This window comes from Ureibacillus suwonensis (assembly GCF_042655065.1).
GTDB classification, from domain to species: Bacteria; Bacillota; Bacilli; order Bacillales_A; family Planococcaceae; genus Ureibacillus; species Ureibacillus suwonensis.
Map to the genome: position 1 here is coordinate 1 of NZ_JBHSNQ010000078.1, position 15,925 is coordinate 15,925.

A 15,925-nucleotide genomic window follows, 5' to 3' on the forward strand; every position below is an offset into this window, starting at 1 on the left:
AATTTTACAGGCACGATATTGAGTTTTTCCGTTGTCAAAAAAAGAACACCTCCTCTGTAATTGTTACTTTCATCTTACAGGGAGGTGTCATTGATTTATAGGCGTTGTTTGATTTCGGGCTTACAAACTACATATTTTTTTTAGGGGAAACGAACATGAGCCTCATGCGAACAACGTGAGCATGAGGCTCAGGGAAAACCCTTTTATGACAAGCCTTTGACCGATGATTTCACAAAAAAATCGGAAGTCAAAGGTATGTTTCGGTATGCCCTTTTTTTGTCTGATACGAAAGGAGTGGTGTTTTTGAGCATAATTAATCAGGTGAACATGTGCATTCGTGAAATCGACATGATTGGAAAATCCAAACGTGAAGCTAGAAAAAAAGGGATTAAGGGGATCCACTCGTATAAGACGAAAAAGGAGTGTTTGAAAATCTCTAGACAATTTGCGAATTGGGTACGTTCAGAACGTGGGATAAGAAACTTGTATGAAATAACAGAACAGGAATATAGGGATTTTCTTGCGTCCAAAAGTCATACATCGTTAGATTACAGACGTTCAATTGAAACGCATCTTAGTTTGCTTCAGGAAGGGCTAAATAAGCGTGCAGAACGCTATAATAAGCCGAAAACATACTTCTGTCCTAAGAAGCGACTAATACCCCCTAGAAACCGTTTAGAGGGTGTTTCTGACCGTTCTTTGAGTTTGAAAGATATAAACACCATAAAAGCTAATGTTTCCCCTAATACAAGAAATGCAGTTGAGCTGATGCACAATATGGGGTTTCGTATAAGTGGCGCGGTTTCTTTGAAAGTGAGTGATGTGAATTTTGAGAAGGGCGTTGTTTCCGTAATTGAAAAAGGCGGAAGATATCGTGAAGTCCCGATTCCTAAGCACTTTGAAAAAACATTAGCTGAAATGATTGAAGGGAAAGAGCCGAATGAAAGGTTAGTAAATGTGACAGCAGGAACTGTTCAAAACGAGGTAAAAAATGTCTGCAAGAAACTAGGGATTGAATATACTGGTACACATGCTTTTCGCCATACTTACGCAAGAAATAGGGTAAATGAATTGATGACAAAAGAGGAAAAAGAATTGTTTGAGAAATGTCTCGCACGTTATGCAGAAGGAAAAAGATTTGATTATGGGGTGCATGATCGAAAACTGTATAATTCCATGAAAGAAAAAATGGACCGTGTGCATGCAGAATTAGGTCATGGGAAAAATCGTTTCGATTTGGCTTTGCGCTACATGAGGTAAAACAGGCGCAGAAAAAAACGTAGTCTTTTTGCGCTGAAGAGTCCCCCTGCTATAATCGTGTAGCCGAACGGCAGGGATAAAAAAATTATGCTCATTTTTCCCGTTCGGTTAGTAGTGGGGGTGCAGGGGGACGCAAGGTTCAGCGCAAAACAGGAAACGGCTTTTTTCGAGCATCAAACGGTGAACTGCTCACCGCTTAAAAGGAGTTGATATTGTGGGGGCTTATTGTTATCAATACAGTAAATGAACACTTTTTAACTGTGCCATTTTGTCCTAGTTTATTATGAAAAATATAATCTACAAGTGCATTTTTTTTAAGAATCCCGTAAAAGCTCCAAAAAAGCGCTTCTGATGCGTTTTTTCGTTTGCCCGAATATAAAAATAGCTGTTCGTTTATTGTATTCTCTTTTCCATTTGTAACTGGCCCGATCAATCGGGGTAAAAATACGTCGGTCTTCGCTCAGCGGAATCCGAATTCCCTGTATCACTGGGCACTCGGCTGCACCTTCACAATGTATGCCGTACTGTTTGGCGGGGCATAACTTTTTAAGTGTGTTCCTATCTTTTTCAAATCCTCCATTTGCCATCTCACGTTCCTTTCCTGTGAGTGGGCAGTGGCAATATACATTTCCTTTAACATTGTAGGTCACATTTTCCCAATCACCTAATAGACGGGTGCTTTCTCCATCTTTCCACATATTTCGAATATCGATGACCGGTTTTATTTTATGGCTATCCCATAAGCGTACATAAAGCTTTGTATCATCATACCCTTTGTCGGCTTGCATCGACTCTGCATTTTCAAGAATATAAGGCTGATTTTCCTGGATGTCATCTAATAGATGATGGGCTTCGTTAATATCTGGAACGGAGGCCTTCGTCACAGAATAGGCCACAGGAAGTTCATAGTTGGAATCAATGATTAAATGGAGTTTATATCCAAACCATTTCGTTATTTTTTTCCACATCGTTCCGTCTTCTCTTTTTCCACGATACTCTTTTACCCCATAATCTGCATCCGTGTCTCTGCGGCCATCTTTTTCTTCATTTTTATTTTTTTCCATTCGCAAAAGATGGGATGGTCTTACTGTCGATCGCTAAGGATCTTCCAAAATCTGGGAGAGTCTCGTAGAGTTCAGCTACGAGGGATTCAAACATCAAATTGATTGTTTCTTCATGATCAAATAGTTTTTTCATGAATCGAGAGTACACATAAGCTGGTGGAACGCTACTTCCTTCCAAGCCACACATGTATCTCAATTGGGCGTTTCTTTTAAGCTCCCTACGAAGAGATTCAGTACTTTTATGCTCAAAGACGACTCCGGCTAAAATCGTATTCCAGACCGCCCGAATGGGGTAATCGTTCCGGCCATTTTTGCGCTGACTTTCAAGGGTTTTCATAAGCTTTTCATCAGGTAGATATTCGATGACCAAGCGCAGGCGATCCAAATCCCCTAATTCATCTAAATCTGTCCATGAAAATAAACTCATTTGTGGTATAATAGCCATACAGGTGAAACCCCCTAAGTTTAAGATTGTTTTTGTAGATATTAACATCTTAACTCACTTATGGTGCGGTTTCATCTGTTTTTTGTGTTTTGGGGTGGATTTTCTTGAATCCCCCCAATTTCTTCCTCAAAAGCCCTCTTTCAAGCTTATTTTTTGGGGGAAAATAAAATTTGCCCTGTCTTTCATCCCTTTTCCCTCTTGCACTTTGGAACATCGCAATTAGCTCTTAATAAATTACTCCTTTCAAACAACTAGGATTATAATTAGGTTTACTTGTTTCATTAACAAAACATAACTCATTACTCTAACTTTTAATGCCCGATGCGTTTGAAATTCCTGCATAAGTGACAACTACTGTAAAATTACTTTCTTTGATGAAACATTCTATCAGTTCGATTTCCTTTATTCTTCTAATTCTTATCTGGTGTTGACGCCATGACAAGTTCTTTTCCATAAGTAGATGGATCTAGTAATGCTTTAAGCATTACTTGTGCCACATCTGCGCGATTTGTTCGAGGTACTCTAGGCATTTTATAACCAGTAGCTGCGTCACGAACAAGTGGATTTGCCATTTTCTCACCATTAAACAATGGACCTGGGTGAACCGTTGTCCAATCTAATCCGGAATCTTTGAATTTGATTTCACCTGCCAAATGATCTTCAAAATTCCCTTTTAAGAAGGTACGTGCACCCAATCGATAAGGATAGCGTGTATTATGAAATGTATTTCCAACACCTAAAGCGGACAAACTTACGATTCGTTTTACATTTGCAGCCTTCATTGCTGTAATTAAATTTGGTATCACCCATTCAAATAATTTGTCATTGCGATTTGACATGGAGTTGCCAAGCGCCATCAATACAGCATCAACGTCTTTCAGTGCTGTAGTCAGCGATTCAATATCATCTAAATTACCCGCGAAAACTTCCAAATTCTTTTGTGGCGGTACAGCTTCAGGACGTCTGACATAAGCTCTTACCTCGTAACCTTTTTCTAAACTTTGTTTCACTAATTCTTGACCAGTTCTGCCAGTTGCACCTATTACTAATACTTTCATCACGTTTCCACTCCTTTAATAGCAAAAGTATATCTGTAAACTCCATACGATAGTCTATCGTATGGAGTTACAGATTTAGCATCTTTCTATTTCTTTACTATTGAGAATCAGTTACTGATTCAGTTTCAGTTTCTTTTTTCTTTTTGAAAACAGTAGCCAATATGACAATCATGCTTGTTAACCCAATCCAAACTTGTGTTGAAACAATATCCCATGATATTTCTGTACTAAAGAAGAAAAGTTTTCGTAAACCTTCAATCATAAATCGCATTGGCAGCCAAGGATATACCCAATCTTGGTAGAATGAAGACATCATTTCAGGTGCTAATGCAAGTAAAGGGGCTCCGAAGAATAATATTAAGACAAAGAGAGGCATTCCTCTAAACCCGATCAATGAAAATACTGCTAAAATCATTAAGATAAAACTAAATGATGAAACAGCCAAGAATAATGCTGTATCCATGAAATCTGGAATATTGAGCCCGACTATCCCCCCTGCTATCCAGGTAAAGCCAAAGCCGATGACTAATGATACAAAAGTAGCCATTAAAATTTGCCCTATTTTTGTCCAAAGTCTTTCTTTTCTAGTAGCGAGTGTCATTTTATTAACGGCAAAAAAGAGAATAGCTGCAGTAACCAAACTTCCCATCCACAATGGCTGGAACAAAATCATAGGAGCGTTTCCGTTTGCAGTATGGGTTCCAACTTCATTTACATTTGTGACTTTCTTTGAGATTGGAACTGCAAGGATTTCTGCCTGTTTAGTTGTCAAAGTTGCTCCTTGTTTTTCAAATCCAGCAAGCACTTGTTGGCGGACAGAGTTGTTCATGTTGTCCACTACTCCATTTAAGACTTGCCCCGCTATGGTAGCAGCTGGCATATTCATTCCTTGATTAATAAATATTAGTACTTCAGGTGTCGATGGTACTGGTGTCTGTAATGATGCTTGCTTCACACTAAAATCTTTTGGAATGACTAAAGCCGCATAATACTTTTGATCGTCTAACCCTTTTTGTACTTCCTCATTACTCTTTACTTCTATCCACTTTACGACAGAATCTTCATCCTTAGTTGATGCCGTAGATTCTTGTATCATGTCAACAATTGTTTGCCCCATATTCATCGTTGGTTGATTAGGAATTTCCACTCCCTCATCCTCATTAACGATGGCAATAGGTAGATTCTTCGGTTGTGGCTGGACCGATGGAAATAATGTCATTGAAAACAGAAAAATAATTGCCAATGCAATGAGCGGCAAAGCTAATACTAATTTATTTTTAAACATTTTAATCCTCTTTTTTTATACCCAAACAAACAACGTGTTGTTTTTGTATTGTATTTACATTATAATTGGGATATTAGTTCTCTTTCAATAATCAAAAATGAAAGATATGTCGGTTATGGTACACTTCTTGTAAATGTGTCGGATAAAATTCTAGGAGGAAATGGTATGCACGAAAATAGTACAGATCTACGTGTCATTCGAACAAAAGAATCCATTCAGGATGCTTTAGTAGATTTAATTGAAGAAAAGGGATTTGAAGCGATTACAGTTAAAGATATAACAACAAGAGCTAAAATAAACAGAGGTACATTTTATGCACATTATCAGGATAAATTTGATTTAATGACAAAGTGTGAGGAAGAAATTATGCATGAAATGACCCGAATTGCTAAACAAAACTTTCCAAGGCTTATTGAGGTACTTGAATCCAATTTACCTACGCAAGCACCAAATCCTATTGCCATCTCAACGCTTGAATACATCAATAAGAATAGTAAATTTATGAAAGCTATGTTAGGGCCGAAAGGACATTTAACTTTCCAATCAAGACTGAAGGATTTTTTGTGGAAAACAATATTTACGGATGGTCCGAATTCATTTATTCAGGAAGAAAAGTTACTTGTTCCTGGACAGTATTTAGCCTCTTATATTGCATCTGCACATATCGGGGTGATTCAAAAGTGGTTAGAAAACGGCATGAAAGAATCACCTTATGAAATGGCCCATATTCTTTCGACCATGACAGTCAATGGACTTGTTTATGCAGCAGGTTTAAAATCTAAATAATGAATGCCTTTAGGACAATACCATTAAAAATAGGAATTGATAGAGACTCGGAAATTAATTAAGTAATTTCGGGACTTTTGGAGGTTTCGCGTAACCTAAAATAATCCTTAGGGTGTTAGAGATAAAAAACTGCATGCCAAATAAACCTGCGATATGCAGATTTTAAAAAAGTTAATATTTAAATGTTAGATGAATAATATTGATTTTACTTTTCGATGCAACTCCTTATATTGATTCTTTTCAGTTTCTTTTACCCAAGCGTCTACATGCTGGCACATGGCGATGATATATGTACGTATGTTCCAATGCCGGGAACTTCGTCCATTTGAGCCTTCCAGCTTGTAATCAACTTTTTGGCGTTTGATACACCGTTCTACTCCCGTACGGAGAGCGAATCGCTTACGCCATTCTTTACTGTCACGCTTTACACGTGGAAATAACCTAGGGTTATTTTTGGTTGATGTATAAAATGTCCGTCCATAACTCGAATCAGAACATGGATGCGGGCATTGCCAACCACCCACAGCTGCTGGACAACGCCATTTACGGCGGTAACGCTTTTTATCTATGCCCCAATCAAGCATTTCACGCCCAATGGGGCAAACAGGTACACCGTCTAGGTTAATGTCCATTTTATTATAGGTGAATTGCTTAGAACGCCTTGGATTAAGGTCGATGATGGCTGATACATCATACCGTTCTAGCATTTCATAGATGGGATAAGCATCGAAAGCAGAGTCTAAGATGCTTTCCCCAATTTTCCAATTGGGGTACCAGTGTAGTAGTTCATGAAAGGTGCTTACCCATAAAACAGAATCATGTTTACTAGCCCGGTATAATCTAGGATAAATAGGTAAATCATACGGGCTCTCGGAAGCACTAATCATAAAGAGATTTCGTCCATAGTAATATTTTTCGCGGCTACTATCCCAGCCAAAATCTGCATCAGGATCAGAAAATTTTCGAAGGCAATCACATTTCCAGTTTCCTTGTTTACGACAGTTACAGAGTAGTTTGCCGTATGGACGGCCACCAGTTTCAACTGGTGTACCATCACCAGTGATGCTTAATGATTTTGTGTCGCCAAGCAACCCTTGGTTAGCTGATGGTTCAACAAACATTTCCTTAAATAAAGTTTGTAAACCATCATGTGCCTTCGGCGCATAATGTACATTTCCTTGTTGTTTAAGCGCTCGGTTCACTAGTTTTTCAACAATTCCGGGATTTCTAGGAGCCATCTTTTGATGCTTTTTTCCTTTGGCTTTTGGCTTTTTAACTTTCCGTTTTTTCTTATTCATCAAGTGCGGAGAAGGGGCAAGCCAAAGGCGATTGAAAAAGTCATAAAAGGTTCCGACGCCAGGAGTTGAATCGGGATGAAAACCACTCAAAATAGCATATAGTGGCACTGTTCTCAAAGCATCAACCCATTTATCTACGCTTGTGTATTGAAGTTTGTGCATCAATAACAGGCTTCGGAGCATATCGCAAGGGTTTCTCGGTTTTCTTCCTCTTGGATTAGAAGAATATCGATGTTTCAGTAAATGGGCAGTTTTAGTAAGATCAATGATGCTTACCCAAATAATCAGATGAGTGAAATGTTCTCTAAGTATCCTTTTATTTGGATAATATAAATCAATTTTTTGAGACATAAACGTTAGAAAATCATCATGTGAACGAATTTTTTTTAACAATAAAAACTACCCCATTTCATCAAAAAATAATGCCTTCATGCCGATTATTGGGGCGATTTTAAAAAGTCAAGTAATATGCATTATTATTTTGATTTTTGGGGGTGAAGCACATAAAAAGCCCTAGTCGAAAGACTAGAGCTTATGCGGAAATTTAATTTCCGAGAGACTATATGTATTGAATGGGGTGAAAACAAAGGGGACATCGGATGATGAGACGCCCCCAAAACATTAATAATGGATGTATACTGCTGTTCCGTTGGGCACGATGCTTGCCAATTCTTCCACATCTTCATTCCGCATGCGGATGCAGCCTTTCGAAACGGCATAGCCGATGGAACTGGGATCATCCGTGCCATGGATGCCATAGGTTTCTTTTGAAAGAGTGAGCCACATCGTGCCAAATGGACCTCCCGGGTTAGGGGCTCTGTTGACAATGACAAAGTTTCCGGTAGGCGTTTCGAATAGCATCCGCCCCACAGCGATTGGGTAGGTTTTTACTAAAACTCCGTTGTTGTATAAGGATAAAGTGCGGTTATTGATAGATACATCGATTTCATATGGAATTGTACTTGGATCGGGCAATCCGGGAATATTAATCGGTTGACCGACATATAACAAATCCGGGTTTGTAATTTGAGGATTGTTTTCCAATAAAATAAGGTATTCCACCCGATAATCCCTTGCAATTTGTGCAAGGGTTTCCCCTGGTTTCACATAATGAATCATCAGCGCACCTCCAGCCTTATTCACTAAATACATATTATTCCGGGCAATTGTAATCGGTGCGGATAATCGGTATTTTGATAAGGCTGGATGAAGTTTTATGTAAGTGTTGCGAGAACTTCAAATTTCTTATGTTTCCCTGAAGTCAAAAAACGAACCGGTCCGGACCGTTTAGACTTTTGCAATCCACATATCTCAAACTGGACTGACCAGGCAATCCCGTCCGCTGCTTTTCGCTTTATATAAGTTTTGATCCGCATAATATACCGCTTCCAATATGTCGATTTCATCCTTTAATTCAGCCAGCCCGATGGAAACGGTCAAGTTGACCTTTGTGTCATTACTATATACGAAGGAAGTATGTTTGATTTCTTCGCGTATTTTTTCCAATATGCTTTTGGCTGAATCCAAATCCGTTTCCCCTAAATAAATGATGAATTCTTCTCCCCCAAATCGCCCCGCAACCAAATGATGGGATTCATATTTTTTTAATATATTCGCCACTTCCGCTAAAATTTTGTCACCGAATAGATGACCATATGTATCGTTCACTTTTTTAAAAAAATCAATATCGAGCATGGCAATATAATGGCAAGGTTTTAATGCAGCGGTTTTCTCTTCAACCACTTCATAAAATTTTCTCTTATTTACGAGTTTTGTCAGCGGGTCTTCATCAGCCATTTTTTCCAACTGGCTATTTAAAAATTTCCTTTGTCGATCTTGCATGATGAACATATAAAGAATGGCTGATGTTGCAACAAATGAGGTAACGCGGGTCAGTGCGGTCTCCTTGAAAATTTCAAAGCCGTTTGGAACAAGAAAAATGATAGGAAAATCACAAACAAACCAGCATAAAAGGACAATTAAAATTTTTTCGATATAATGCTTTTTCAATTGGGAACGGGGATGGAAGGCAAGAGCTATAATTGTTGGCAGCACCATTCCAAAGATAATCCCCGGAACCATCCCGTTTCCACCCATAAAAAATCTCCAAGCGGATGCGATCAACAACGCCGGAATTGCAATCCATCCTTGCAAATACGCCAAGAAAACGAGAGGAATGAACCGCATATCGACAAAATATCCTTCATGTAAATGGATCGGCAAATAGAAAAGCGATATTGCACAGCCGGAACTCAGCACAATTGTGATGGCGATTCTTAATGGATGGGGGATTTTTTTCTGGTTGTCCAATATAAAAGTCATCGTTAAATGCATCAGCAAAATGACCGCTATGTTTGAAAGGATTGATTGTAACAAAAGGTTTGCACCCTTTCTAACTATTGCTTTCCGAACGATCAAGAAAAATATAAACTGTCAATAATTTTATCATATTTATGATAATTGTAAGAATAAAGTTTTAGAAAATAGAAGAAATTTCATGTTAAAATATAAAATTATAGTATGGGTGAAACTTTGCATGGAGGCAATTATGAGCAAATATATAGGGGAAATCATGTTGTTTACAACAGCCATTATTTGGGGGAGCGGATTTGCATTCAGTGCGATTTCTTTGGATTACTTTACTCCCTATCAAATATTGGCTATCCGTTTTTCTGTTGGAGTATTGATTTTGAGTATCATATTTTATAATCGATTGAAACATATTAAGAAATCGACAATCAAGAGAGGCTTCATTTTGGGGTTTCTTTTATATTTGGCGTTTCTGCTGCAAACGGTCGGCTTGCAATATACAACTCCATCAAAAAATGCTTTTATTACAGCCATCAATGTAGTCATAGTTCCATTTATCGCTTTTTTTATGGACAAAAGGAAAGTCGATAAATTTGAGTTGTCGGGAGCATTTTTGGCGATTATCGGCATCGGCTTCCTTTCGTTGCAATTGTCCGTTGCCGACATCAATGTGGGGGATCTTCTGACATTAGGATGTGCATTTGGTTTCGCTTATCAAATTTATTACACAGCCAAATATGTGAAAGATGAAGATCCGATATTGCTGACAATTGTTCAAATGGGAGCGGCTGCCCTTTTTGCGTGGCTATTTGTGCTGGCAAAGGGGGAAGTCGATTTCAGCCTTGAATGGAAAGGGGTACTTTCCACTTTGTATTTGGGGATTTTCTCCACAACGCTTGCATACTGTTTCCAAACAATGGCCCAAAAATTTACGAGCGAAACAAAAACAGCGATCATCTTATCGACAGAGGCCTTATGGGGAATGGTTTTCTCCGTCATCATATTAAGCGAAGTGTTGACGGGAAGAATGATCATTGGAGCCGCCTTGATTTTAACTGCCATTATTTTGGCGGAAACAAAGCCGGACTTTTTCAAAGGAAAAAGTTTGGAAGATATTAAAGAAATAAAATGATGAATCTCGGTGGAAAAACGGTCTTTTGGCAAAATCCTGGAGAGTTCTCCGGGATTTTTTTTGGATTGTTCCCGTATAAAAAATAAAACAAAGGAAAGAAGTCAATGTTTTCCGGTTACAGTACTTGTTGTAATGCCGACAACCGTAATCGCAATAATCGATAATAGCAATGTGCTGGCGGAGAGTAAAATTCCACCGATTAAAACAATAATGGAATCAATCAGTAAAATAATGATGCCCACATTGATTTTCGTTTTGTCGCTGATAAATTGGGCCAATAAATCGGTTCCTCCGGTGCTTGTATCAAATCTCAGCATCATCCCGATTCCAAATCCTACAAATACCCCACCGATAATTGCCGCGATGAAGGAGTTAATGTGCAACAGGGAACGAAGAGGCTTAAAAATATCGATGATCACAGAAGAGACTAATAAACCGTGGACACTGTTATAAAAATAATGTCTATATTTGAACCACGCCAAAATGAAAATTGGCATGCTCAATACAATGACCATCAGTCCGATTTTGAGGTGGAAAAGGTAATGCAAAATAAGGGAGAGGCCAATTATGCCCCCGTCCAATATTTCATTCGGTGCCAAGAAAAGATTGATTCCGATGGATAACAAAATGCTTCCAAGAAGGATGGCCAGTCCCTTCTGTACATAGTACATGAACATTCCTCCATCTAGCAGGACATGCACTATTGTATGAAAGGACAATAAAGAAAATGCTTAATTGTTTTGCACCGATTCGAAAGGGATTATTCGCCCGTTTCTTATAAAGAAATAATTGCGGGAATGCCTGCTTTCATGATTGGAAGAAAATGAGCGGCAACCATGATGAATAATTCACATTAAATTTAGCATGATAAAGGCATAACACTTATGGAGGTGCAAAGATGGCAAATAACAATAAACAATTTACGCAAACAGGAACAAATATTGAAGAAGTGAAACGTCAAAATGCTCAAGGCAGCAGTTCAACATTCGGAACGAATCCCCAAAAAGTGAGGGAAGAAATTGCTCAGGAAGGCGGCTTTGGGAATCAAAGCTTCTCACAACCAAGCCAACCTGGTAAAACACCTGCAGGAACGGACATCCAGCAAGTGAGGGAAGAAATCGCCCAAGAGAGCGGTTTTGCAAGTCCAAATAAGCCACAGCCAAGCCCAGCTCCTGGTAAAACACCTGCAGGAACGGACATCCAGCAAGTGAGGGAAGAAATCGCCCAGGAAAGCGGTTTTGCAAATCCAAGTAAACCTCAACCAAGCCAACCTGGTAAAACACCCGCAGGAACGGACATCCAGCAAGTGAGGGAAGAAATCGCCCAAGAGAGCGGTTTTGCAAGTCCAAATAAACCACAGCCAAGCCCGGCTCCTGCCAAAACACCAGCTGGAACAAACATCCAACAAGTGAAAGAAGAAATTGCCGAAGAAAGCGGATTCCAACCGCAACAACGGTTCAGAAAGAATCAGCCGAATTCTTAATAGGAAAAGAGGCTGGGACAAAAGATAAAAAACACCATTTTCTCCCGGGAGAAAATGGTGTTTTTTTGATAATTGAAGAAAATTGATTTCCGTTCCGGGGACGCTTTCCGCGGGCCCGGCTCGAGCCTCCTCGGAGCTCAATCCTTCGCTCCTGCGGGGTCTCGAGAGGGCTCGTCGCAGGAAAGCTTTTGCTTTGCGACTAAGCGTGCGCGACAGGAGCACTCGCCCNATTTCATTATTTTGTACGATTTTTAATTTTTTATCAAAGTCAAAATTTGCTAGTATGGAATTAGAACAGACGAGGTGTGAGGTGACATTCATGCAAAACAGAAAAATTATCGGGTTGCAAAAATTGGGAACGCAATGGACTACAGAAAGCCCTTTTATTTTGACTGCATATCACAAAGACATGTATCCGCCGGGCAACGAAGAGCAGGGAGTAGACGCGGAACTGCTGGAAGGACGGGACCTGGGGGAAGATTTTAAATTAAAGGATGGCTTTCGTATGTACCATGGAAAGGCGATTCCCGGATTTCCCGTTCATCCTCACAAAGGGTATGAAACAGTCACAATCGTTCTGCAAGGGGTAGTTGATCACTTCGATTCCAGGGGGTCTGTTTGCCGATATGCAAGCGGCGATGTCCAATGGTTGACTGCGGGGAAAGGATGCCAGCATTCTGAAATGTTTCCGCTTGTCAATAAGGAACAGACAAATCCACTTGAATTGTTTCAAATTTGGTTAAACTTGAATCAAAAAGGAAAAAAAGCGGAACCGGAATACCGAATGTTTTGGAGAGAAGATATCCCGGTTATTGAAAATGATTTCGATGGAAACAAAACAACAGTGAAAGTGATTGCCGGGGAAATGTATGGAATCACGGCTTTGGAACCGAACATGGCTTCTTGGGCGAAAAATAATAACCATCATGTGGGGATTTATTTGATACATATGGAGCCGGGAGCCATCATGACTCTTCCGAAAGTATCGGGTACCATCAATAGGAATTTGTATTATTATGAAGGGGGAACAATACAAATTGATGGTGCGGCGATACAAGCGAATTATCGCTGCAAACTGGCAGGGGACGAAGAGATTGTTATCCAAAACGGAGATCAATACAGTTCCATCCTTGTATTGGAAGGTGAGCCGATCAATGAGCCCGTTGCTCAATTCGGTCCTTTTGTGATGAATAAAAAGGAAGAAATTTATGCGACTTTTGCCGAATATAATAAAACAAAATTTGGCGGTTGGAAATGGGATAGACCGGATCCCGTGAATCATAGAGATGCGGGCAGATTTGCCAAATATCCGGATGGGATCATCGAAAAGCCGGGAGAATAAAAATTAAGGGTTTCAAGCAAGGAAACTTTCCTTGCTTGAAACCCTTATTCCACATTTCGTACGACAAGCACATCACATTTTGCGGAAGTGACGATATGCTGTGTGACAGATCCCAAAAAGATTTGTTCAGCAGGAGTCAATCCCGTTGCACCGCAGATGATTAAATCCGCATTCACTCTTTCGGCGACATCGATTGGAATCAGCTTTTTCGGGGAACCTTTTTCAATGATCACTTCAACATCTTCTATGTTTTGGGATGTTGCCTCTTTGCGGTATTGGTCCATCCGTTTATTTATTTCTTCAAGATTTCGCGTCAAAATTTCTTTATATTTTTTTGCCCTTGCTACACGGGTTGTATCAATAATCGTCACCAATTTTAAAGAAGCCTGATTTTCTTTCGCAATCCTAATTCCTTCATGAAGAGCCGCCTCAGACTCTTTTGAACCATCCATAGCGACTAAAATGTTTTTATAATTCGCGATCATGCCAATCACTCCTTTTGTTGGAAATATTATATCATGAAAGCGCATACAAAAATTTTGCAATATTGTGGAAGAATCATCCGTTTATGTTTATAAATCGATAATATGCTGATTCATGAAAAAAATTGCAAAACGGGGTTTCCAAAAAGCGAAATTGAAGGAATGAAAAAAGCCGGGGCAGAAATCTTCTTTCCGCCTCGGCTTATCAAGATTTTATCAAATTATTTCAACACATCGTGATCCACGTAACGTTCGCCGTTCAGTTCACTGATGACATTGATGGCAACCTTCGCACCGTCACCCGCTGTAATGATGGTATGGACGCTCACACCTGCGCATGTACCAGCAGCCCAGATGCCTTCCACATTTGTTTTGCCATTTGCGTCCACATCAAAAATAGTTTTTACTCTTGGCTCAGTCCCTGGTTTCGTATTAAGTCCGATGCTTTCCGCCAGATCAGTTAAAAAACCTGTGGCAAGGATGACATGTTTTGCTTCCACTTCGCCATTTTCATATTGGAGTTTAAATCCGTTTTCAGTTTTTGAAATGCCTGTCACTTTTGCTTCAATCAGTTCAGCACCGTAATGTTTAGCTTGTTCAATTCCTGTTTTCACCAATTGCGGTCCAGTAATTTCTTTCACGCCGTAGTGATTGTAAAGCATTGCACGTTTTGTTACGCCTTGGTCGCTGTCCAAAATCACCGTTTTCTTTCCTGCTTTTGCCGTAAAAATCGCAGCGCTTCCTCCGGCTGGTCCTGCGCCGATAATTGCTACATCATACATAAGCCATATCCCTCCTAAAATCTTCTATATTTATAATTCTACCAAAATAAAAGCACCGACTCTAAAAATATGGCTTTTTTTTCAAAAATTAAGGAGATTGTTTGATATTCCATTGATCGAGTATTACGATTTTATTAGCGACAGTTTTTGATTTTTGGAGGGGTTTGCAGTGGCAAGTTTATTGTCAATCGACTGGGACTACTTCATATCCGCTGAAAATCAAGAAATAACATCAAGTGTTGAAAATAAAAGAACGATCAATGATTTATGGTATAAGCGTTATTTTCAATACAAATCCTATGGAAAAGATTTTGAAAAATCTTTTGCCCTTTCGAAAGATGTTGATTTTTTCTGGAATAAAATCAAACAATTTTTCCGATGGGATCAAGAAGTGAACGTTTATGTATCGGATTCCCATGCTTTATCATACAAAATCGCGGAAAAATTTAATGTGGATGAAGTGTATCTTTTTGATGCCCATTCGGATCTGGGATACGGCGGGCTTGCTTCATTGCAGTTCGAAGTCAATTGTGCCAACTGGCTTGGAAAACTTTTGAAAAATGGAATCATCAGTAAAGCGTATATCATCTACAGTCCTTTTACGAAGGAAAAGCCGGAATTTTTTAAAGAAATCAATAAAGCATTCAACATACAATATTTAAAATTTGATGATTTGTATGAAGGGATCAAAACCGCCGCCATCCATATTTGCCGTTCAGGGGCATGGAGTCCGCCTTGGTTTGATGGAAAATTTGTGGAATTCGTCAGAACTCTTGGATTGCCTTACAAAGTCTATCAATGTCCTATCAGAAAATGGAACCCGAACAATGTGACTTTTGCGCAAAAATTGGAGTATATGATGGCATGAATCTTCATTGATGAATAAAGCGGTACCGTCAACACATACTACCATAAAGGAGTGTGTTGCATATGAAAAAAGATTCATTGCCGGATTCAAAGAAGAAATTTGCTGATATTCCATATGAAGAAAAACCGGACCGGGTGCCATCAGACAATATCAGCCTTTTTGATTTGCATGAGGATATGCAGACAGTGGATTCGATTCCGGTGGATGAACTCAATAAACGGGTAAAAGCGGAAGGGGACGAGTTATTGGAAGAACTGTTCCGCAAAGAATCGCCGGATGAAAAGCATCATTTTGACAACGCTTAATGCGGGGACAAAGCTGTCTTCCCTA

17 protein-coding genes are annotated in these 15,925 nt (G+C 39.4%); 7 read left to right on the forward strand and 10 right to left on the reverse strand.

Translation table 11 applies throughout. The annotated features are described in order from the left end of the window. The first annotated feature begins 303 nt into the window (after positions 1-303). Entirely contained in the window at positions 304-1,260 is a 957-nt protein-coding gene (locus ACFPOH_RS09170) for a tyrosine-type recombinase/integrase (protein ID WP_390309460.1), read from the forward strand. A gap of 314 nt (positions 1,261-1,574) precedes the next feature. On the opposite strand, the gene ACFPOH_RS09175 is transcribed toward ACFPOH_RS09170, so the two are convergent. The 4 genes from ACFPOH_RS09175 to ACFPOH_RS09190 form a co-directional block, all read right to left on the reverse strand. Next, positions 1,575-2,324 (reverse strand): transposase, encoded by a 750-nt coding sequence (locus ACFPOH_RS09175; RefSeq protein WP_390309461.1) that lies wholly within the window; start codon positions 2,322-2,324, stop codon positions 1,575-1,577. After that, entirely contained in the window at positions 2,311-2,769 is a 459-nt protein-coding gene (locus ACFPOH_RS09180) for a transposase (RefSeq protein ID WP_390309462.1), read from the reverse strand. The genes ACFPOH_RS09175 and ACFPOH_RS09180 overlap by 14 nt, the downstream gene beginning before the upstream one ends. Positions 2,770-3,179: 410 nt before the next feature. Further along, on the reverse strand, positions 3,180-3,827 hold the full coding sequence (locus ACFPOH_RS09185; protein WP_390309463.1) for an NAD(P)-dependent oxidoreductase: 648 nt from the start codon (positions 3,825-3,827) through the stop codon (positions 3,180-3,182). 97 nt (positions 3,828-3,924) lie between these two features. Continuing rightward, positions 3,925-5,112 (reverse strand): YhgE/Pip domain-containing protein, encoded by a 1,188-nt coding sequence (locus tag ACFPOH_RS09190; protein WP_390309464.1) that lies wholly within the window; start codon positions 5,110-5,112, stop codon positions 3,925-3,927. A 165-nt stretch (positions 5,113-5,277) separates the two neighbouring features. On the opposite strand from ACFPOH_RS09190, the gene ACFPOH_RS09195 reads away from it, so the two are divergent. Beyond that, positions 5,278-5,898: a TetR/AcrR family transcriptional regulator gene (locus ACFPOH_RS09195; protein WP_131522573.1), complete on the forward strand. Its 621-nt coding sequence runs from the start codon at positions 5,278-5,280 to the stop codon at positions 5,896-5,898. A gap of 185 nt (positions 5,899-6,083) precedes the next feature. Here the strand turns inward: ACFPOH_RS09195 and ACFPOH_RS09200 are convergent, their stop codons facing one another. From ACFPOH_RS09200 to ACFPOH_RS09210, 3 genes are all read right to left on the reverse strand, one after another. Then, positions 6,084-7,589: a transposase gene (locus ACFPOH_RS09200; protein ID WP_390309465.1), complete on the reverse strand. Its 1,506-nt coding sequence runs from the start codon at positions 7,587-7,589 to the stop codon at positions 6,084-6,086. Positions 7,590-7,817: 228 nt separating this feature from the next. Next, a complete protein-coding gene (locus tag ACFPOH_RS09205) occupies positions 7,818-8,315 on the reverse strand; it encodes a L,D-transpeptidase family protein (RefSeq protein WP_342468498.1) in 498 nt (165 codons plus the stop codon). 192 nt (positions 8,316-8,507) lie between these two features. Then, entirely contained in the window at positions 8,508-9,572 is a 1,065-nt protein-coding gene (locus ACFPOH_RS09210; protein WP_390309467.1) for a diguanylate cyclase, read from the reverse strand. A gap of 172 nt (positions 9,573-9,744) precedes the next feature. On the opposite strand from ACFPOH_RS09210, the gene ACFPOH_RS09215 reads away from it, so the two are divergent. Then, positions 9,745-10,638, forward strand: a complete 894-nt coding sequence (locus tag ACFPOH_RS09215) for a DMT family transporter (RefSeq protein WP_342580422.1) — start codon at positions 9,745-9,747, stop codon at positions 10,636-10,638. Between the two features lie 101 nt (positions 10,639-10,739). On the opposite strand, the gene ACFPOH_RS09220 is transcribed toward ACFPOH_RS09215, so the two are convergent. Next, a complete protein-coding gene (locus ACFPOH_RS09220; RefSeq protein ID WP_390309469.1) occupies positions 10,740-11,309 on the reverse strand; it encodes a DUF6198 family protein in 570 nt (189 codons plus the stop codon). Positions 11,310-11,536: 227 nt separating this feature from the next. Here ACFPOH_RS09220 and ACFPOH_RS09225 point away from each other — a divergent pair, with 227 nt between their 5' ends. Next, a complete protein-coding gene (locus tag ACFPOH_RS09225; RefSeq protein WP_390309470.1) occupies positions 11,537-12,121 on the forward strand; it encodes a hypothetical protein in 585 nt (194 codons plus the stop codon). Positions 12,122-12,440: 319 nt separating this feature from the next. After that, on the forward strand, positions 12,441-13,463 hold the full coding sequence (locus ACFPOH_RS09230) for a pirin family protein (protein WP_390309471.1): 1,023 nt from the start codon (positions 12,441-12,443) through the stop codon (positions 13,461-13,463). Between the two features lie 44 nt (positions 13,464-13,507). Here ACFPOH_RS09230 and ACFPOH_RS09235 read toward each other — a convergent pair whose 3' ends face one another. Both ACFPOH_RS09235 and ACFPOH_RS09240 read right to left on the reverse strand, forming a co-directional pair. Beyond that, positions 13,508-13,948 carry a universal stress protein gene (locus ACFPOH_RS09235; protein ID WP_342468505.1) on the reverse strand — a complete coding sequence of 147 codons (441 nt, stop codon included), beginning with the start codon at positions 13,946-13,948 and terminating at the stop codon, positions 13,508-13,510. 218 nt (positions 13,949-14,166) lie between these two features. Further along, complete coding sequence (locus tag ACFPOH_RS09240) at positions 14,167-14,727, reverse strand: FAD-dependent oxidoreductase (RefSeq protein ID WP_390309472.1); 561 nt, start codon at positions 14,725-14,727, stop codon at positions 14,167-14,169. Positions 14,728-14,896: 169 nt separating this feature from the next. On the opposite strand from ACFPOH_RS09240, the gene ACFPOH_RS09245 reads away from it, so the two are divergent. Together ACFPOH_RS09245 and ACFPOH_RS09250 are read left to right on the forward strand one after the other, a co-directional pair. Then, positions 14,897-15,595: an arginase gene (locus tag ACFPOH_RS09245; protein ID WP_342580418.1), complete on the forward strand. Its 699-nt coding sequence runs from the start codon at positions 14,897-14,899 to the stop codon at positions 15,593-15,595. Positions 15,596-15,657: 62 nt separating this feature from the next. Next, positions 15,658-15,900: a hypothetical protein gene (locus ACFPOH_RS09250; protein ID WP_342468508.1), complete on the forward strand. Its 243-nt coding sequence runs from the start codon at positions 15,658-15,660 to the stop codon at positions 15,898-15,900. Positions 15,901-15,925 lie beyond the last annotated feature (25 nt).